Source organism: Zobellella endophytica, from assembly GCF_003012775.1.
GTDB lineage: Bacteria > Pseudomonadota > Gammaproteobacteria > Enterobacterales > Aeromonadaceae > Oceanimonas > Oceanimonas endophytica.
Genome location: NZ_PXYG01000007.1, coordinates 137,524 through 156,421, shown reverse-complemented (window position 1 = coordinate 156,421; position 18,898 = coordinate 137,524). Strand labels below are relative to the sequence as shown.

Annotated in this window: 20 protein-coding genes and 1 tRNA gene; 16 read left to right on the top strand and 5 right to left on the bottom strand. The window is 66.1% G+C overall.

What is annotated here, in order from left to right:
• Positions 1-187: 187 nt before the first annotated feature.
• Positions 188-634: a DoxX family protein gene (locus C7H85_RS15295; RefSeq protein WP_106730560.1), complete on the top strand. Its 447-nt coding sequence runs from the start codon at positions 188-190 to the stop codon at positions 632-634.
• Between the two features lie 9 nt (positions 635-643).
• Entirely contained in the window at positions 644-1,333 is a 690-nt protein-coding gene (locus tag C7H85_RS15290; RefSeq protein ID WP_106730559.1) for a pirin family protein, read from the top strand.
• Positions 1,334-1,335: 2 nt separating this feature from the next.
• On the opposite strand, the gene C7H85_RS15285 is transcribed toward C7H85_RS15290, so the two are convergent.
• Positions 1,336-2,265 (bottom strand): DNA-binding transcriptional regulator, encoded by a 930-nt coding sequence (locus C7H85_RS15285; protein ID WP_106730558.1) that lies wholly within the window; start codon positions 2,263-2,265, stop codon positions 1,336-1,338.
• Between the two features lie 337 nt (positions 2,266-2,602).
• On the opposite strand from C7H85_RS15285, the gene C7H85_RS15280 reads away from it, so the two are divergent.
• From C7H85_RS15280 to C7H85_RS15235, 10 genes are all read left to right on the top strand, one after another.
• Positions 2,603-4,273 carry a bifunctional 3-(3-hydroxy-phenyl)propionate/3-hydroxycinnamic acid hydroxylase gene (locus C7H85_RS15280; protein WP_106730557.1) on the top strand — a complete coding sequence of 557 codons (1,671 nt, stop codon included), beginning with the start codon at positions 2,603-2,605 and terminating at the stop codon, positions 4,271-4,273.
• Between the two features lie 2 nt (positions 4,274-4,275).
• Positions 4,276-5,220: a 3-carboxyethylcatechol 2,3-dioxygenase gene (gene mhpB, locus C7H85_RS15275; RefSeq protein ID WP_106730556.1), complete on the top strand. Its 945-nt coding sequence runs from the start codon at positions 4,276-4,278 to the stop codon at positions 5,218-5,220.
• Positions 5,221-5,258: 38 nt separating this feature from the next.
• Positions 5,259-6,122, top strand: a complete 864-nt coding sequence (locus tag C7H85_RS15270; protein ID WP_106730555.1) for an alpha/beta fold hydrolase — start codon at positions 5,259-5,261, stop codon at positions 6,120-6,122.
• A 21-nt stretch (positions 6,123-6,143) separates the two neighbouring features.
• Complete coding sequence (gene mhpD / locus C7H85_RS15265) at positions 6,144-6,938, top strand: 2-keto-4-pentenoate hydratase (RefSeq protein ID WP_106730554.1); 795 nt, start codon at positions 6,144-6,146, stop codon at positions 6,936-6,938.
• Positions 6,939-6,962: 24 nt separating this feature from the next.
• Positions 6,963-7,898, top strand: coding sequence for an acetaldehyde dehydrogenase (acetylating) (locus C7H85_RS15260; RefSeq protein ID WP_106730553.1), 936 nt, complete (start codon positions 6,963-6,965; stop codon positions 7,896-7,898).
• Between the two features lie 13 nt (positions 7,899-7,911).
• The gene (gene dmpG, locus C7H85_RS15255; RefSeq protein ID WP_106730552.1) at positions 7,912-8,940 is read left to right on the top strand and encodes a 4-hydroxy-2-oxovalerate aldolase; all 1,029 of its coding nucleotides are present in this window, start codon (positions 7,912-7,914) and stop codon (positions 8,938-8,940) included.
• Positions 8,941-9,211: 271 nt separating this feature from the next.
• A complete protein-coding gene (locus C7H85_RS15250; RefSeq protein ID WP_106730551.1) occupies positions 9,212-10,603 on the top strand; it encodes an MFS transporter in 1,392 nt (463 codons plus the stop codon).
• Between the two features lie 163 nt (positions 10,604-10,766).
• Positions 10,767-11,894 (top strand): DcaP family trimeric outer membrane transporter, encoded by a 1,128-nt coding sequence (locus C7H85_RS15245; RefSeq protein WP_106730550.1) that lies wholly within the window; start codon positions 10,767-10,769, stop codon positions 11,892-11,894.
• Positions 11,895-11,906: 12 nt separating this feature from the next.
• Positions 11,907-13,595 (top strand): arylsulfatase, encoded by a 1,689-nt coding sequence (locus C7H85_RS15240; protein WP_106730549.1) that lies wholly within the window; start codon positions 11,907-11,909, stop codon positions 13,593-13,595.
• A complete protein-coding gene (locus tag C7H85_RS15235) occupies positions 13,592-14,635 on the top strand; it encodes a formylglycine-generating enzyme family protein (protein WP_106730548.1) in 1,044 nt (347 codons plus the stop codon). The genes C7H85_RS15240 and C7H85_RS15235 overlap by 4 nt, the downstream gene beginning before the upstream one ends.
• Positions 14,636-14,711: 76 nt before the next feature.
• On the opposite strand, the gene C7H85_RS15230 is transcribed toward C7H85_RS15235, so the two are convergent.
• From C7H85_RS15230 to C7H85_RS19740, 4 genes are all read right to left on the bottom strand, one after another.
• Positions 14,712-14,924, bottom strand: a complete 213-nt coding sequence (locus C7H85_RS15230) for a hypothetical protein (protein WP_106730547.1) — start codon at positions 14,922-14,924, stop codon at positions 14,712-14,714.
• 107 nt (positions 14,925-15,031) lie between these two features.
• A complete protein-coding gene (pyrI, locus tag C7H85_RS15225) occupies positions 15,032-15,490 on the bottom strand; it encodes an aspartate carbamoyltransferase regulatory subunit (RefSeq protein ID WP_106730546.1) in 459 nt (152 codons plus the stop codon).
• 5 nt (positions 15,491-15,495) lie between these two features.
• Positions 15,496-16,419, bottom strand: a complete 924-nt coding sequence (gene pyrB / locus C7H85_RS15220; protein ID WP_106730623.1) for an aspartate carbamoyltransferase — start codon at positions 16,417-16,419, stop codon at positions 15,496-15,498.
• Positions 16,419-16,559, bottom strand: coding sequence for a hypothetical protein (locus C7H85_RS19740; protein WP_158260100.1), 141 nt, complete (start codon positions 16,557-16,559; stop codon positions 16,419-16,421). Before C7H85_RS19740 ends, pyrB begins: the two co-directional genes overlap by 1 nt.
• A gap of 172 nt (positions 16,560-16,731) precedes the next feature.
• Between C7H85_RS19740 and C7H85_RS15215 the strand changes: the two genes are divergently transcribed.
• The 4 genes from C7H85_RS15215 to C7H85_RS15200 all read left to right on the top strand — a co-directional run bounded on the left by C7H85_RS15215 (position 16,732) and on the right by C7H85_RS15200 (position 18,666).
• Positions 16,732-16,808 (top strand) — tRNA-Trp (locus C7H85_RS15215).
• Positions 16,809-16,862: 54 nt separating this feature from the next.
• Entirely contained in the window at positions 16,863-17,240 is a 378-nt protein-coding gene (locus tag C7H85_RS15210) for a hypothetical protein (protein ID WP_106730545.1), read from the top strand.
• Positions 17,216-17,659, top strand: coding sequence for a ribosomal protein S18-alanine N-acetyltransferase (rimI, locus tag C7H85_RS15205; RefSeq protein WP_245879690.1), 444 nt, complete (start codon positions 17,216-17,218; stop codon positions 17,657-17,659). Before C7H85_RS15210 ends, rimI begins: the two co-directional genes overlap by 25 nt.
• 41 nt (positions 17,660-17,700) lie before the next feature.
• On the top strand, positions 17,701-18,666 hold the full coding sequence (locus C7H85_RS15200; RefSeq protein WP_106730544.1) for a peptidoglycan DD-metalloendopeptidase family protein: 966 nt from the start codon (positions 17,701-17,703) through the stop codon (positions 18,664-18,666).
• The last annotated feature ends 232 nt before the right edge of the window (positions 18,667-18,898 follow it).

Genomic DNA, 18,898 nt, shown 5'->3' with positions numbered 1-18,898 from the left:
CCGGCGGTCGCGGCCGTCCCGGACGTATGTTATTTTATTTAGTTCAAAAAATTTAAACTAACCTGCCAAATCATTCCGATTTTATCCCTTCATCGGCTTCACTACACTGGCTCCAAGTTCAACGAGCGCCCTGATGGCGGGCGTTAAAACCCACACATTTATTTCAAATTTTATGAAGAGGTGATTTATGAACAAGGCGACCCTGATCTCCGTACTCCAGTCCAAGTCCGGTTGGGCGCCCCTGGCGCTGCGGCTGCCGGTGGGCATCATCTTCATGGCCCACGGCGCCCAGAAGCTGTTCGGCTGGTTCGGCGGCTACGGGCTGGAAGGCACCGGCCAGTGGATGGCGTCCATCGGACTGGAGCCGGGCGTGCTGATGGCTTTCCTGGCCGGGGCGGGCGAGTTCTTCGGCGGGCTCTTTATCCTGCTCGGGTTGCTGACCCGGCCGGCGGCGCTGAGCCTGGCGGCGACCATGCTGGTGGCCATCCTGGCGGTGCACGTCGAGAACGGTCTGTTCATGAGCAACGGCGGCTACGAGTTCGGCCTGGCGCTGCTGGCGGCCTCGGTCTCCCTGCTGTTCTCCGGCGCCGGCAAGCTGGGCCTGGACCAGGCCCTGGCACAACGTCTGAAGTGAGGGGGTTCCATGATCAGCATCAGAAAGGCGGATGAACGGGGCAGGGCCAACTTCGGTTGGCTTCACAGCCAACACACTTTTTCCTTCGGCAGCTACTACGATCCGGCGCAGATGGGCTTTTCCCGGCTGCGGGTGATCAACGACGACGCGGTGGCGCCGGGGGCGGGTTTCGACACCCACGGCCACCGGGACATGGAGATCATCAGCTATGTGCTGGAGGGCTGCATCGCCCATAAGGACAGCTCCGGTAACGAGGAGTTGCTGAGCGCGGGGGAATTCCAGCTGATGTCCGCCGGCACCGGCATCTTCCACAGCGAGTTCAACCCGTCCAACGGCAGGCCGCTGAAGTTCCTGCAGATCTGGATCGAGCCCAACGCCACCGGCGGCAAGCCCGGCTACCAGCAGAAGGACTTCGGCCGCGCTCCCGGCCTGACCCTGGTGGTCAGCCCGGACGGCGCCGAGGGGTCGCTGGTCATCAGGCAGGACGCCCGCCTGTACCAGCTGTGGCTGGGGCTGGGGGAAGAGGCCGGGCTCGAACTGGCCCCGGGGCGCAAGGCCTGGGTGCAGCTGGTGGAGGGGGAGCTGGTCGTCAACGGCGAACGGCTGGCCGCCGGCGACGGCGCCGCCTTAAGCGGCGAGCCGCACTTGAGCTTCAGCGCCGTCCAGCCGGTGCGGGCCCTGGTGTTCGATCTGCCCTGAGCCTATGACCCTTGCTCCCGCCCGGCGCCATCCTCGGCACCGGGCGGGGTTGTATCCGGTGTCTGCGCTTCGCCGCCGGCCAACTGGCTCTCCCCGTTTTCCTGCCGCCGTGCTTCTTCCAACGCTTGCCGCCGTTCGGCGTCCTGCTGCTCCAGCTGCTGCTCTATCTGGCCGACCATGCCCCTCATGCTGCCCAGGTAACGCCGGGCGGCCTCTTCGATGGGCATGGCCTTGGCGATATAAATCAGGTTGAGGCTGCCCAGCACCTGCTCGCCGTGGCGGATGGGCACGGCGATGGCGCCGATTTTCTCCTCCTCCCCCCATTCCCCGTAGTTGGCGCCGTAGCCGTTGGCCCGGGTCTGACGGATCAGCTTGTCCACCCAGATGCGGTTGCGGGCCAGCCGGCCCTGGGTATCGTCACGGGAGGCCAGTAGCGCCAGTATGCCCTCCCGCTCGGCGTCGGGGCAGTGGGCGATATAGGCCCGGCCGGCGGCGGTCTGCAGCAGCGGCAGCCGCCGGCCCACCATGGAGCGGTGGAACGACAGCCGGCTGAAACGGTGGGTGGTTTCCCGGATCACCATGGCGTCCACGTCCAGGGTGGTGATATCGGTGGGCCAGACCACCTCCTGCAGCAACTGGCCGAGCAGGGGGGCCGCCAGCTGGGAGATCCACTGCTCGTCGCGAAAGCCCTCGCTCAGCTCCCGCACCTTGATGTTCAGCCGGTAGCCGTCGTCGGACTCGCTGCGCCGCACATAGCCTTCGTTCTGCAGGGTTTCGAGCAGGCGGCGCACCGTGGTGCGGTGCAGGCCGGTGGCTTCGGCCAGCTGGCCGATGCGGGCACCGCCGTCGAAGCGGTTGAGGCTGTTGAGCAGGTCCAGGCCGCGGATCAAGCCACGCACCGCTTTGTAGTCGCTCTTGTTATCGCCACTCATCTATAAAAGTCCTTAATAAACAATTACGTGCACTTAGTGCACGATCTGGCGGTTTTTCATTGCCGCATTACTGGTGGCTTTTTATACTCGGTCCATTGGTCAAGGAGTGAAACAAAGGGGAAACAATTATGCAAGGTTACACCGCCTATTGTTACAACCCGCGCCAGGGCTGGCCCTGACCGGCTCCCAATGATGACCACCTCCGGGCTTAGCGCCCGAGTTTAGCAACCCATTCAAGACCCTGACAGCAAGGGTTCCGCCCGTCGGAGCCGACGGGCAAGGCTTGCCTGCTGTCGGACGAAAGGCATCAAGTTTCACCGATTCAGGAGTGAAGAACGTGACAGCAACAACCCTCACAACCCCGGGCCCCGACGCCCGTTTCGACGCCGATGTGGTGATCGCCGGTGCCGGCCCGGTCGGGCTGATGATCGCCAACTACCTGGGGCACTGCGGTGTCGAGGTCGTAGTGGTGGAAAAACTGGATACCCTGATCGACTATCCCCGCGCCATCGGGCTGGACGACGAAAGCCTGCGCACCTTCCAGGCGGTGGAACTCGCCGAGCAGGTGCTGCCCCACACCACCCCCATGCACGCCATGCGCTTCCTCACCCCCAAGGGGCGCTGCTTCGCCGACATCCAACCCAACACCGACGAGTTCGGCTGGCCGCGCCGCAACGCCTTTATCCAGCCGCTGGCGGACCGGGTGCTGTATGAGGGCCTGGCCCGCTTCGACAAGGTCAAGGTGTTGTTTTCCCGCGATCTGCAGGCGTTCGGCCAGGATGGGGAAGGGGTCAGCCTGACGCTGGCCGGCCCGGAAGGGGAAGAGCGGCTGCGCGCCCGCTACCTGGTGGCCTGCGACGGCGGCAACAGCCTGGTGCGCCGCACCCTGGACATCAGCTTCGAGGGCAAGACGGCGCCCAACCAGTGGATAGTGATCGACGTGCGCAACGATCCCCTGGGCACCCCCAACATCTACATGTGCTGCGACGCCGAGCGGCCCTATGTGTCCGCGGCCCTGCCCCACGGTATCCGCCGTTTCGAATTTATGGTGATGCCGGGCGAGACCGAGGAGCAACTGAGCCGGCCGGAAGAACTGCAACGGCTGCTGGCCAAGGTGCTGCCGGACCCGACCCGGGTCGATGTCATCCGCCAGCGGGTCTACACCCACAATGCCCGCCTGGCCGGCGAGTTCCGCCGCGGTCGTATCCTGCTGGCCGGTGACGCCGCCCATATCATGCCGGTGTGGCAGGGCCAGGGCTACAACAGTGGCATGCGCGATGCCAGCAACCTGGCGTGGAAGCTGGCGCTGGTGGTCCAGGGCCTGGCCGGCGACGAACTGCTCGACAGCTACCAGCAGGAACGCCGGGATCACGCCAGGGCGATGATCGATCTGTCGGTCACCGCCGGCCATGTGCTGGCGCCGCCGAAGAAGTGGCAGGCCAGCCTGCGCGACGGCATCTCCTGGCTGCTCAACTACATACCGCCGGTCAAGCGCTACTTCCTGGAAATGCGCTTCAAGCCCATGCCCCAGTATCGCCAGGGGGTGCTGGTCGAGCCGACGCCCAAGCTGAAGCCATCGCCGGTGGGCAAGCTGTTTATCCAGCCCAGGGTACGGCTGGGCGAGCAGGTGCTGCTGCTGGACGAGGTGATCGGCCGCCGTTTCGCGGTGATCGCCTGGGGCACGGATCCCACTTATGGCCTGAGCGCGGAAGAGCTGGCTCACTGGCGGCGCCTCGGCACCTGCTTTATTCAGGTGGTGCCCTCGGTGCAGTTGCAGGCCGAGGCCCGCCTGGCGGAAGGGGTCATCCGTATCGGCGACGAGAGCGGGCGGCTCAAGGAATGGTTCGGGCGCTACCCGGCCTCCATAGCAGTACTGCGTCCGGATCGCTTCGTGGCCGGCATCGCCATTCCCCAGACCCTGGAGCTCCTGTGCCGGCAACTGCGCCAGGCGCTCAAGGCCAAGGCACAACCCCAACAGGCGCCGGCCGCGGCGCGCAAGGTGGCATGACCATGAGTGTTTATCTGCATTGCCTGTCCCACACCCCGTTGATCGGTCATGTGGATCCCGCGCCCGCCGTGCTGGCGGAGGTGGACGCCAGCATCGCCGCCGCGCGGGAGCGCATCGCCCGTTTCGATCCCGAGCTGGTGATCCTGTTCTCGCCGGATCATTACAACGGCTTCTTCTACGACATCATGCCGTCCTTCTGCATCGGCATGGCGGCCCGGGCCATCGGTGACTTCGGCAGCGCCGCCGGCGAGCTGCCGGTGCCCCGGGCGCTGGCGGAAGACTGTGCCCGCAGCGTGCTGGCCCAGGGTATAGACGCCGCCGTGTCCTACCGCATGCAGGTGGATCACGGTTTCGCCCAGCCGCTGGAGTTCCTGATGGGCGGCATCGACCGGGTGCCGGTGATCCCGGTGTTCATCAATTCGGTGGCCGTGCCCCTGCCCGGTTTCCAGCGTGCCCGCCTGCTGGGCGAGGCCATCGGCCGGTTCGCCCGCAGCCTGGATAAACGGGTGCTGCTGATCGGCTCCGGCGGTCTGTCGCACCAGCCGCCGGTGCCGGAGCTGGCCACCGCCAACGAGCACCTGGCCGACCGGCTCAAGGGCAGCGGCCGTGACCTGCCGGTGGAAGAGCGCGAGGCGCGCACCCAGCGGGTGATAGCGGCGGCGCGGGCCTTCGTCGACGACCAGCACAGCCTGTACCCGCTCAACCCGGACTGGGATCGGCAGTTTATGGCCACCCTGGCGGAAGGCCGCCTGGCCGAGCTGGACGGGCTCGGCAACGAGGAACTGTCGGCCCTGGCCGGTAAGTCGGCCAACGAGGTCAAGACCTGGGTGGCGGCCTTCGCCGCACTCTCGGCCTACGGCCCCTATGGGGCGGACCACGGCTACTACCGGGCCATCCCCGAGTGGATCGCCGGCTTCGGCTCGATCAGCGCGGCGCCGCTGCGCTGAACCGTTTTTCTTAATTCAACGACCACAGGAACCAGACTATGACAAGCCAATATCTTACCGAAGCCGCCACCAGCCGTTTCGTCCGCATCCGGGAAGGCGATCTCGACCTGCAACTGCACTACAACGACTGCGGCCAGGGCGACCGGGTGGTGGTCATGCTGCACGGCTCCGGCCCCGGCGCCAGCGGCTGGGCCAACTTCAACCGCAACGTCGCGCCCCTGGTGGAGGCCGGCTTCCGGGTGATACTGCTGGACTGCCCCGGCTGGAGCAAGAGCGACAGCATCGTCTGTGAGGGCTCCCGCTCCGATCTCAACGCCAGCGCACTCAAGGGGCTGCTGGATGCCCTCGACATCGACAAGGTGGACATCCTCGGCAACTCCATGGGCGGCCACAGCGCCGTGGCCTTCGCCCTGCGCTATCCGGAGCGCCTCGGCAAGCTGGTACTGATGGGCGGCGGCACCGGCGGCGCCAGCCTGTTCACCCCCATGCCCACCGAAGGCATCAAGCGTCTGCAGGGCCTCTACCGCGCCCCGACCATCGACAACCTCAAGGCGATGATGGACATCTTCGTCTACGACACCTCGGATCTCACCGAGGAGCTGTTCCAGGCCCGGCTCGACAACATGCTGGCGCGTCGCGACCACCTGGAGAACTTCGTCAAGAGCATCGCGGCCAACCCCAAACAGTTCCCGGACTTCAGCCCACGGCTTGGGGAAATTGTCGCCGAGACCCTGGTGATCTGGGGCCGGCAGGACCGTTTCGTGCCCATGGACACCGGCCTGCGCCTGGTGGCTGGCCTGCCCAACGCCGAGCTGCACCTGTTCAACCGCTGCGGCCACTGGGCTCAGTGGGAACACGCCGACAAGTTCAACCGTATGGTGCTGGACTTCCTGACCCACTGATCGCCCGAGAGAGGGAAACCGATGAACCCGAATCAAGAAACTCTGGAACAACTGGCCGGCGCCCTGCGCCGGGCCGAGGCCGAGGGCCAGCCCCTGGCGCCGCTGCGCGAGCGGATAGGCGAGGATAACGCCGAGGCGGCCTACGCCATCCAGCGCATCAACGTGGCCCAGGGCGTGGCCGGCGGGCGCCGGGGGGTCGGCCGCAAGATCGGCCTGACCAACCCCAAGGTGCAGCAGCAGCTGGGGGTGGACCAGCCCGATTTCGGCACCCTGTTCGCCGACATGGGCTATGGCGACAACGAGACGGTGCCCTTTGGCCGGGTGCTGCAACCCAAGATAGAGGCGGAAATCGCCCTGATCCTGGAGCGGGATCTGCCGGCGGCCGACACCACCTTCGCCGAGCTGCTGGCCGCCACCGGCTGGGTGCTGCCGGCGCTGGAGATCGTCGGCAGCCGGGTGCGCGACTGGGACATCCGCTTCGTCGACACCGTGGCGGACAACGCCTCCAGCGGCCTGTTCGTGCTGGGCGGCCCGGCCCGCCGGCCGGACGGCCTGGATCTGCGTGCCGCCAGCATGCGCATGACCCGCAACGGCGAGGAAGTGTCCGCCGGCAGCGGTGCCGAATGCCTGGGCCACCCGCTTAACGCCGCGGTCTGGCTGGCGCGCACCATGAGCCGGCTGGGCGAGCCGCTGCGCGCCGGCGACCTGATCCTGACCGGGGCCCTGGGGCCCATGGCGCCGGTGGCGGCGGGGGATCGCTTTGAAGCCCATATCGACGGCATCGGCCAGGTGGCCGTGAACTTCGGCCGGGACTGAACCCATTACAGAGGGGAAAAGGAAATGAACAAACTGAAAGCGGCCATCATCGGCTCGGGCAATATCGGCACCGACCTGATGATCAAGATCTTGCGCCAGGGCCAACAGCTGGAGATGGGGGTCATGGTCGGCATAGATCCGGCCTCCGACGGCCTGGCCCGCGCCGCCCGCATGGGCGTGGCCACCACCCATGAAGGGGTGGACGGCCTGGTGAAGATGCCCGAGTTCGCCGACATCGACGTGGTGTTCGACGCCACCTCCGCCGGTGCCCATCTCAAGAACGACGCCCTGCTGCGCAAGCACAAGCCGGGCATCAAGCTGGTCGACCTGACTCCCGCGGCCATCGGCCCCTACTGCGTGCCGGTGGTGAACCTGGAGCAGTGCCTGGCTGAGGGCAACGTCAACATGGTCACCTGCGGCGGCCAGGCCACCATACCGGTGGTGGCGGCGGTATCCCGGGTGGCGAAGGTGCACTACGCCGAGATAGTGGCGTCCATCAGCAGCAAGTCCGCCGGTCCCGGCACCCGCGCCAATATCGACGAATTCACCGAGACCACCTCCAGGGCCATCGAAGAAGTCGGTGGTGCGGCCAGGGGCAAGGCCATCATAGTGCTCAACCCGGCAGAGCCGCCGCTGATGATGCGCGACACCGTCTATGTGCTGTCGGAAGCGGCCGAGCCGGCGGTGGTGGAAGCCTCCATCGAGGAAATGGTGGCGGCGGTGCAGGGCTATGTGCCCGGCTACCGGCTCAAGCAGCGGGTGCAGTTTGAGGTCATCCCGGCCGAGGCGCCGCTGCACATTCCCGGCCTGGGCGATTTCAGCGGGCTCAAGACGGCGGTGTTCCTGGAGGTGGAAGGGGCGGCCCACTACCTGCCGGCCTACGCCGGCAACCTGGATATCATGACCTCCGCCGCCCTGGCCACCGCCGAGCGGATGGCCCTGTCCCAGCTCAACGCCTGAGGAGGAACTTCGGATGAGCATCAACAACGGCAAGAAACTCTATATCTCCGATGTCACCCTGCGCGACGGCAGCCACGCGGTGCGCCACCAGTATTCCCTGGATCAGGTGCGGGCCATCGCCCGGGCGCTGGACGCGGCGCGGGTGGACAGCATCGAGGTGGCCCACGGCGACGGTTTGCAGGGTTCGAGCTTCAACTACGGCTTTGGCGCCCACACCGACCTGGAGTGGATTGAGGCGGTGGCGGACGAGGTGACGCACGCCAGGGTGGCCACCCTGTTGCTGCCGGGCATCGGCACCGTGCACGACCTGGATAACGCCTATCGGGCCGGGGCCCGGGTGGTGCGGGTGGCGACCCACTGCACCGAGGCGGACGTGTCGCGCCAGCATATCGAGCACGCCCGCAAGCTGGGCATGGACACGGTCGGCTTCCTGATGATGAGCCACCTGACCAGCCCCGGCAACCTGGCGCTGGAGGCGAAGAAGATGGAAGACTACGGCGCCACCTGCATTTACATCGTCGATTCGGGCGGGGCCATGACCATGCAGGACGTGCGCGACCGCTTCCGGGCGGTGAAGGCGGTGCTCAAGGCGGAAACCGAAACCGGCATCCATGCCCACCACAACCTGAGCCTGGGAGTGGCCAACAGCATGGTGGCGGTGGAAGAGGGCTGTGATCGCATCGACGCCAGCCTGGCGGGGATGGGCGCGGGGGCCGGCAACGCACCGCTGGAGGTGTTTATCGCGGCCGCCGAGCGGCTGGGCTGGCACCACGGCACCGACCTCACCACCCTGATGGACGCGGCGGACGATCTGGTGCGGCCGTTGCAGGACCGGCCGGTGCGGGTGGATCGGGAAACGCTGGCGCTGGGGTATGCCGGTGTCTACTCGAGCTTCTTGCGCCATGCGGAGACGGCGGCGCAGCGCTACGGCCTGAAGACGGCGGACATCCTGCTGGAGCTGGGCAAGCGACGCATGGTGGGCGGCCAGGAAGACATGATAGTGGACGTCGCCCTGGACATGCTGGCGGCACGCCAGGGATAAGCCGACCGCGCTTCGGGCGGATAACGGGCCCGGGCCTGCGGCTCCTTTAGTGGAGCTGCAGGTCCGGGTTTTTTATAAAAAATTTTTTAAATCAACAGTGTGCACTATATGCACCTTAGGGTTGTTTTTCGTTGTTAGCTTGCCGTCCAGTTTTTACACTGCGGGTGTTTCATCGAAGTAAATGAATTGTTTTTTAAATGTCTCCATTGAGCGGAGACAAGCAGGACAGCACGGCCGGCTGGCCCGGCCAACTCTAGGAGGAGAGAGTTAAATGTCAATTTCAACCCATCAAGGCCGTCCCGGTGACGGTGACAAGGATCCCCGGCAGCAGCGCAAGGACAGCCGCCGGGCCATCATTTCCAGCTACCTGGGCTCGACGGTGGAGTTCTACGATTTCCTGTTGTACGCCGCCGCCGCCAGCCTGGTGTTCCCGACCCTGTTCTTCGGCGAGCTGGAGCCCGGCGTGGGGCTGATGCTGTCGTTCCTGACCCTGGCGGCGGGCTACGTGGCCCGCCCGGTGGGCGGCCTGCTGTTCGGCCACTTCGGCGACAAGGTCGGCCGCAAGCTGGTGTTGTTCATCACCCTGATGGTAATGGGCGGGGTCTCGGTGGTGATCGGCCTGTTGCCCACCTATGAGACCATCGGCGTGGCCGCACCCATCACCCTGGTGGTGCTGCGGGTGATCCAGGGCCTGGCGGTGGGCGGCGAGTGGGCCGGCGCTACCCTGCTGGCGATGGAGCACTCGAGCAAGAAGTCCAAGGGCTTCGGCGCCAGCATAGCGGTGTCCGGCGGCCCGTCCGGCGCCGTGCTGGCCACCATGGTACTGGGGCTGTTCTCGCTGCTGCCCGAGGATCAGTTCATGAGCTGGGGTTGGCGTATCCCCTTCCTGCTGTCCGCCATCCTGGTGATCATCGGCCTCTACCTGCGCTACAGCGTGACCGAGTCCCCCGAGTTCGAGGCGGCCAGGGCGGCGGAAGAAGCCAAGCCGGAGGCGTCGGCCCATACCGGCATCCCCCTGGTGCGGCTGTTCCGGGAGTCGTCCTCCAATATCTCCCTCGGCGTGCTGGCCGGCCTGGCGCCGCTGTTTATGCAGTCGATGCTGGCCACTTTCGGCCTGACCTACGCGGTGTCCATCGGCCACAGCCGCAGCGACGCCCTGTTGATGCTGACCCTGTCCAGCGTGCTGCACATCTTCACCATCCCGCTGATGGCGGCGCTGTCGGATCGCTACGGTCGCCGTCCGGTGATGCTGGTGGGTGCCCTGGTGGGCGGCATCATGGTCTGGCCCATGTTCGCCCTGATCAGTCACGGCTCGTCCTGGATGCTGCTGCTCGGCTTCACCATCGGCAACCCCTTGATCCAGGCGGTGATGTACGGCCCCATGGGCGCCTTTATCAGCGAGAAATTCACCACCCGCACCCGCTACACCGGGCTGTCGCTGACCTATCAGCTCACCGCCGTGCTGGGCGCCGGTTTTACCCCGCTGATCGCCCAGACCCTGCTCAGCCTCGGGGGCGGCGGCACCAATACCCAGTACATCTCCATGCTGTTCTGCGGGCTGTGCCTGGTGAGCGCCGCCGGGGTGTACTGGTCGCGGGAAACCGCGCCCGGCCGGGTACCGCAACCGGCTCCCCTGGCCAAGGTGCCGGGCAGCCTGTCCTGATGCCGGCATAACCACAAGAGCCGCCCGGTGTGCGGCCCGACTGACTGTCGACACCCCCTTTATTGCTTACCGGAGGCGGCGGATGCCGCCTCCCGGGAATGCCTTGTCTCCGATTTTTCCCGGGCAGGGCTTAACCACAACATATAAAAGGAAGAACACTGATATGGACATGAAACCCATCACCCTCTGCGCCGCCCTGGCGGGGACGGCGCTGTCCGGCTCCGTCACCGCCTTCGAGTGGCAGATAGGCGATACCAGGGCCAGCGTCTACGGCTACGCCAAGCTCGACATCATCCACGATCTGGACGCCAACCTGGGCAACAGCGTCAAGCGCGGCGACATCCGCCTGGACGGCGAAAAGGGGCCCGAGGGCCACAGCATCCTGCACGGCTACCAGAGCCGGCTGGGGGTGAGCAGCCTGACCGCCACCTCACGGGGCGAGGTCAAGGCGGTGCTGGAGGGGGATTTCTTCGGCAGCGGCGGCGGCAGCTTCCGCCTGCGCCACGCCTACGGCGAGTGGAACGGCATCACCGCCGGCCAGACCTGGACCAACTTCGGCGGCTTTCTCGGCATGAACCCGACCGTGGATTTCACCCCCCAGCCCGGCCAGGGCAACGCCGCCCGCCAGGCCCAGCTGCGCTACAGCCGGGGCGGCTTTTCCGCGGCGCTGGAGGATCCGGGCAGCCTGGGCGGCAAGGTGAGCGTGGCCGCGCCCGACAGCGCCAAGCAGCCGCTGCCCGACTTGACCCTGCGCTACCAGGGCAAGGCGGGCAGCCTGGACTTCGGTGCCTCGGCGGTGCTGCGCCAGCTGGCGTATTACCGGGCGGCCAGCGATGAAGAGCGGAGCGCCGTTGGCTGGGGCCTGAACCTGGAAGCGGCCTACCGGCCGGTACCGGGACTGGTGCTGCGCGGCGCCCTGACCCATGGCGACGGCATCGGCGGCTACCTGGAGGGCAGCCCGGCGGCGCCTGCCTACGTGGATCCCCTGACCGGCGAGTTGGAGCCCATCGAGGCCAGCGGCGCCACCGCCGGGGTCAGCCTGGCGGCGGGCCCGGGCGACATCACCCTGGGCTACGGGGTGGCCCGGGCCGAGCTGGACGAGGCGGTGGCCGCCGGTGCCCTGACCGGTGCCGCCAACCAGCAGTTCGAGGCCTGGCACCTCAACTACATCTGGTCGCCGCTCGCCGGCGTCAGCTACGGCATCGAGACCAGCTACCACCGCCGCCAGGTACAGGACGGCCGGGAAGGGGACACCGTGCGCCTGCAGGGCATGGTGATGTACAAGTTCTGAGGAGGAGAATTCATGATGATACGCAACCCCATACTGGCCCTCGGCCTGGGACTGCTGGCCCCGCTGGCCATGGCGGCGGAGAGCCGGCCCAACATACTGCTGCTGATGGCCGACGACATGGGCTATTCGGATATCGGCGCCCTGGGGGGCGAGATAGACACCCCCCATATCGACGGCCTGGTGCGGGACGGCCGGCTGCTGCTCGACTTCCACAGCGCCCCCAGCTGCTCGCCGACCCGGGCCATGCTGATGACCGGCAATGATCAGCACCTGTCGGGGCTGGGGATGATGGCGGAGGTGCGCAAGCGCCTCTATCCCGAGGTGCCCGCCGAGCGCATTCGCCCGGGCTACGAAGGCGAGCTGCGCGGCGATGCGGTGACCGTCGCCGAGCTGTTGCGGGATGGTGGTTACCACACCCTGATCGCCGGCAAGTGGCACCTGGGCATGGCGCCGGAGCAAGGGCCCGAGCGGCTCGGCTTCGCGCAGTCCCACGTGGTGCTGGAGGGCGGCTCGGCCCACTTCAAGCAGGCGGAGATGGGGCTGATGGCCAACTATTCCTCCACCTTCCTGCACAACGGCGAGCCGCTGGCGCTGCCGGACGACTTTTATTCCACCACCTTCTTCACCGACCGGCTGATCGAGGGCATCGATGCCGCCGGGCAGGCGGGCCGGCCCTTCTTCGCCTTCGCCGCCTATACCGCCCCCCATTGGCCGCTGCAGGCGCCGGATGCCCTGCTGCAGAAGTATCGCGGCCATTATGACGATGGCTACCAGGCGGTGGCCGACCGGCGTCTGGCCCGGCTCAAGGCATTGGGGCTGCTGGGCGAGGACTACCCGGAGCGGGCCTGGCTGGAGGGCGTGCCCGCCTGGGAGAGCCTGAGCCGGGAGCAACAGCAGCGCTCGGCCCGCAAGATGGAAGCCTACGCCGCCATGGTGGAGGCGATGGACCGGGAGATAGGCCGCCTGCTCGACCACCTGAAGGCCACGGGTGCCTACGACAACACCCTGATCCTGTTCACCTCGGACAACGGCCCCGAGTCGGTGGACCGGGAACAGCCGATCCAGGACTGGGTGAACCGGCACTTCGACAACAGCCTGGACAACCTGGGGCGAGCCAACTCCTTTATCGCCTACGGCAAGGCCTGGGCCCAGGTCAGCGCCCAGCCGTTCCGCGGTTTCAAGCAGGGCATCCTCGAGGGCGGCATCCGGGTGCCCCTGGTGGCCCATTTCCCGGCCCGCGTCGAGGCCGGGATCAGCCGCGAGCTGGCCAGCATGAGGGACATCATGCCCACCCTGCTGGAGCTGGCCGGGGTGGCGCTCCCGGGCATCGAATACCGGGGCCGGCCGACCCTGCCGGTGCAGGGCAGCTCCCTGCTGGCCCACCTGAGCGACGCCACCCGCCCGGCATCGCCGGCGAGCGCCGGCCTCGGCTGGGAGGTGGACGGCAGCGCCGCCATCCGTCGCGGCAGCATGAAACTGGTCCATGCCCCGCGGCAACTCGGCGCAGGGTGGCGGCTGTTCGATCTGGCGGCGGATCCCGGGGAACGACATGATCTGGCGACCGAGCGGCAGGAGCTGGTGAAGACCATGCTGGCGGACTGGCGCCACTACGCCCAGCTCAACAATATCGCCCTGAATGCGGATCTGACACCGGCGACCCCGGTGCGGGAGGCGCCCGGACAGCGGATGGCGGCCCAATGAGGAGGGGCGACGGGCGGTGGCTGGCCCTGGGCCTTGTCGGCCTGCTCGCCGGCGGCAGCCTGTTCGCCCTCGGCCAGGCTCGCCAGGCGCCGCTGCCGGCGCTGCTGTGCGAGGACTATTCCGGGCTGCCACCGGCGCGCCAGGGGGAAGCCCGCCAGGGCATGATCCGGCTGGAGGGAAGCGGTTTCACCCTGGGCTCGGATCGCTGGTATCCGGAAGAGCGGCCGGCCCGGCGGGCCAGTGTCGACGGCTTCTGGATCGATCGCCATCCGGTGACCAATGCCCAGTTCGCCGCCTTCGTGGCGGCCACCGGCTACCTGACCCGGGCCGAGCGAGGCCTGCCGGCGGAGGCGCTGGAGGGACTGCCACCGGCGGCGGCCCGGCCCGGCTCCCTGGTGTTCGGCCGGGATCCGGCGGATCCCGGCTGGCGCTTCGTGCCCGGGGCCCACTGGCGCCAGCCGGAAGGGCCGGGCAGCGATATCGGGGAACGGATGCACCACCCGGTGGTGCATGTCACCTACGAGGACGCCAAAGCCTATGCGGAATGGGCCGGACGGACGCTGCCGACCGAGGCCCAGCTGGAATATGCGGCCCGTGGCGGGCTGGAGGACGCGGACTTCGCCTGGGGAGCGCCGCCGCCGGAGGTGGCGGCGGAGGTGGCGGCGGTGGCCAACACCTGGCAGGGGACCTTTCCGCTCCGGGATCTGGGGGCGGACGGCTACCGCGGCACCTCTCCGGTGGGCTGCTACCCGGGCAACGGCTACGAGCTGTTCGACATGGGCGGCAACGTCTGGGAGCTGACCCGCACCTGGTACCGGCCCGGTCACGAGCCGGAGCCGGGACACAACCCGCAGGGGCCGGACAGCAGCCTGGATCCCCGGGATCCGGGCATGCCGGTGAAGGTGATCAAGGGCGGCTCGCACCTGTGTTCCCCCGACTACTGCCTGCGCTACCGGCCCTCGGCCCGTCAGCCCCAGCTGCTGTATCTGGGCAGCTCCCATATCGGCTTTCGCACCGTCTCGGACACCCCGCCCGAGTAGCGATGTCCGGCAGCGGCCGGGCATGGGCCCTGGACGGTCATCATAAGGAAAGGGCGGCCTTGGCCGCCCCTGGTGATCAGAGCATTCGGGTTTTCCTGTCGCTGGCGTAGTGGGATACCAGGTCCACGAATTCCTCGGGCCGGAAGAGGCGTTCGCGCGCTATGTGTTCGCTGTGGTGATCCGGGTAATCGACCACCATTTCATAGCCCACGAAATCGTCGTCGCTGTCGTAGCTGGGCCGGAACAGCACGCAATCCCCGTTCGCCAGCTTGAACTCAGTGCTTGCCATCTGCGCACCTCCATGATGGTTGGTTCCGCACAGGCTAAGTATAGATGGTGGGGGCTGAAGCGCGGGGAGGGGGCGGCCAGGGCCCGGCATCCGCCGGACCCGGGTCCTTATACCGCCATCATGTCCTGATGGAAGGATTTCTCGCAGTAGCCGCAGCGGAAACGGACCTGGCCGTCCACCGCCCTTACCCTGAACTTGCTGGTGACCGGTTCGTTGTGGCTGATGCAGTTGCTGTTGGGGCAGGAGAACACCCCCTCCACCCTCTCCGGCAGGTGCAGCTGCAGCTTTTCCACCACCTCGAAGTCCTCGATCAGGTTGACCGTGGCCTGGGGCGCGAACAGCGCCAGCTGGTTGGCCTGGGCGGCGGACAGCCGGGTGTTCTCCACCTTGATGATGTCCTTGGCGCCCAGCGCCTTGGAGGGCAGGTTCAGGCCCACGGTGATCTTCTCGTGGGTCTGCACCAGGCCGAACAGCTGCAGGATCTTGATGCCCTGGCCGGCGGGGATATGGTCGATGACGGTGCCGTTGTGGATGGCTTCGACTTGCAGTTGACTCTTGTTCATCATGTCTCTCACAGGCTTTCGTTCAGCACCAGGGCGAGCAGGGCCTGGCGGGCGTAAACGCCGTTTTCGGCCTGCTCGAAGTAATAGGCGTAGGGGGTGTCGTCCACCTCGGCGGTGATCTCGTCGATGCGCGGCAGCGGGTGCAGCACCTTGAGGCTGTCCTTGGCGTTGTCCAGCACCTCCGGGGTGAGCACGTACTTGGAGGCCACGTGCATGTACTCGGTTTCGTCGAAGCGCTCTTTCTGCACCCGGGTCATGTAGAGGATGTCCAGCTCGTCCATCACCTCTTCCATGCTGTCGCGGAACTCGAAGTTGATGCCTTTTTCGGTGAGCTCGTCGCACAGGTAGTCGGGCATGGCCAGGGCCTGGGGCGCGATAAAGTAGAACTTGCAGCCGAACAGGCTGAGCGCCTGGGTCAGGGAGTGCACGGTGCGGCCGTACTTGAGGTCGCCCACGAAGGCCACGGTCAGGCCCTGCAGGGTGCCCTGGGTTTCATAGATGGTGAACAGATCCAGCAGGGTCTGGGTTGGGTGCTGGTTGGAGCCGTCACCGGCGTTGATCACCGGCACCGAGGAGAACTCCGCCGCCAGCCGGGCGGCTCCTTCCTGGGGATGGCGCATCACGAAGGCGTCGCTGTAGGAGCTGATGATCTTCACCGAATCGGCCAGGGTTTCGCCCTTCTTGGCCAGGGAGGTGCTGCCGCTGTCGGAAAAGCCGATCACGGCGCCGCCCAGCCGGTGCACCGCGGTTTCGAACGACAAGCGGGTGCGGGTGGAGGCTTCGAAGAAACAGCTGGCCACCACCTTGTGCCTGAGCAGCTCGGGCCGGGGGTGGGTCTTGAGCATCACGGCGGTGTCGATCACCAGCTCCAGCTCGGCGCGGGTGAAGTCGGAAATGGAGATTACATGCTTTTGAAATAGGGGGTTTGCCATCAGCAACGCTCTTCCGGTGAAGTGGAGACCATAAAAAAGCCCCAAAACGGGGCCATTAGAGCAAAATGATCGCAAACGCCGCCGTTTGAATGAAAAACGGGCAGGAAACCAGCCTGGCGATAACGGGAAAAGACCAGCATCCAGCAACTCCGGACGATTGCAAACCGTACGGATTATAGAGAAATGTGTGGCCAAAGCAAAATACGGCGAGGTGACAGCCCGGAAGCGGCGAAAAGGTGAGCGAACGCGCCTTTCCCCCCGAAAAAGCCCTTTACCTTTGAAGGTCGCCGGTTATAATGCGCCTCGTGTTGCAGGGGCATAGTTCCAATTGGTAGAACAGCGGTCTCCAAAACCGACGGTTGGGGGTTCGAATCCCTCTGCCCCTGCCAACTTCACCTCTTAAAGCCAGCTTCCATGCTGGCTTTTTGCGTTATGGAGTGGCTATGACGCCGTTACAATCGCAACTGTGGCACTTGCTTGAACTGCCGGCCTGGCGCTGCGCGCATCCGGAGCGCCTGCCCCATGCGCCCCGGCCCGAGGCTGGGCCCGCCGCCCTGTGTATCGTGGTCGGCCAGGGGCGGACGCTGCCGGAGACCCTGCTGGCCGACATCGCCCGGGCCCTGCCCTTTGCCGAAGAGCGAATCAGGGTAATGGACGAAGCCGCCTGGCTGGCGGCGGAGCAACCCGTTGCCGGGGCGCTGCTGGGCTTTCACCTGACCACCGCCCCCGGGGCCTTTCTCTGGCATGGCGGCCTGCCGCTGACCGCCCGGCACAAACGTGAATTATGGAGCCGGTTATGCCAGTTGTTTACCGCCGACTGACGCCCGCCGATCTGGACGCCATGGTCCGGGTGGAGCGGGACGCCCACCTCGAACCCTGGAGCCGGGAACAGCTGGCCGAGAGCCTGCACGGGCGCTACTTTTCCGGTGCCCTGTGGCGGCAGGAGCAGCTGCTCGGCTTTTTTATCGCCGACGCGGTGATCGATGAAAGCACCCTGATGAATCTCTGCATCGCTCCCTCGTGGCAGGGCCGGGGCTTCGGCCGCCGGCTGCTGGAGCACTGGCTGGAAGTGTGCCGGCAGCGGCGGCTGGCCATGGCCTGGCTGGAAGTGAGGGCCTCCAACCAGGCCGCGCTGAAACTGTACCGGACGGCGGGCTTCGCCAAGGCCGGCCGGCGCAAGGACTATTACCGAACCGGCGAGGGGCGGGAAGACGCCATCGTGATGCAAAAACCGCTGTAGGCTTCCATACTCAAAGGCAAACACTCCAGCAAGGATGCGAGATGAGTGCCTTACGTCTTTACCTTCTGGCATTGGCCTGGTTGCCGCCGATGTCCGATGCCAATATCTACCGCTATCAGGATGCCGGCGGCGTCACCCATTACACCGACAGCTACATGGGCTCGCTCGATCACCAGCCGGAGCTGTGGGCGCGGGACGAGGTGGACGAAGAGGGCGTCTCCCTGCGGGTGGTCGAGAAAGCGGACGGCCACTACTTCTTCGCCCTCAATCGGCTGTTTGGCCCCGCCACCCTGACCCTGCGCTTTCCCCAGCAGGACAACGTGCTGATCCCCCACCGCATGCTGCAGGCCATCGTACTGGCCCCGCGGGAAGAAAAGTTCATCGGCAAGCTGGTACCGGCCCTGCCGGGGGAATGGCGTTACGACTACGGTTTCGCCTATACCCCCGGTGAGCGGCTGCTGCTGGCGTCCTTCAACCGGCCCGGCAGCCACCGGCAGCTGCCGGCGCCGCGCGGGCTCTATTCCTCCCAGCCCGGCGGCCTGGATCTGCTGTCGCCGGTGGCCGGGCGCTACCGCATTTCCCAGGGCTTCAACGGCCGGTTCAGCCACAACAGGCCCGCCAACCGCTATGCCCTGGACATCGCCCTGCCGGTGGGCACGCCGCTGCTGGCCACCCGCGACGGGGTGGTGATGGACGCGGTGGATCACCACAGCGGCGGTGGCCTCAAGCAGGAATACCGGGCCCGCACCAATTACCTGCGGCTGCTGCACGATGACGGCACCATGAGCCTCTACGCCCATCTGCACACCGGCTCCATCCTGGTCAAAAAAGGGCAGCGGGTGACGGCGGGGCAGCGGGTGGCGGCGTCCGGCAACACCGGCTTCAGCTCGGGGCCGCACCTGCACTTCGCCCTGCAGATCAACAACGGCAAGGGGCTGGAGTCGATTCCCTTCACCCTGCAGGGGCGTTATCCCGAGGCGGGCAACTGGCTGCTGGCCAGGGACTGACAGGGCCGGGCGGAAACGGTTCCAATTGGGTAAATGCTCTAAAAACAGGGTGTGATATTAAATATCGTTTTTTGTTTATTGCCAAAACATGAACCGAGTGTTCAAGTTTTTTTGCGATATAAATCTCTTTTTTGTGATTTATTATTGGTTTTTTTGTTTGATACTGCCCGTATCCGATGGAAAAATCAGTTGCTTTATGCTGTTTGCTGTGGCTTTTTACCTGCCTTTTCGT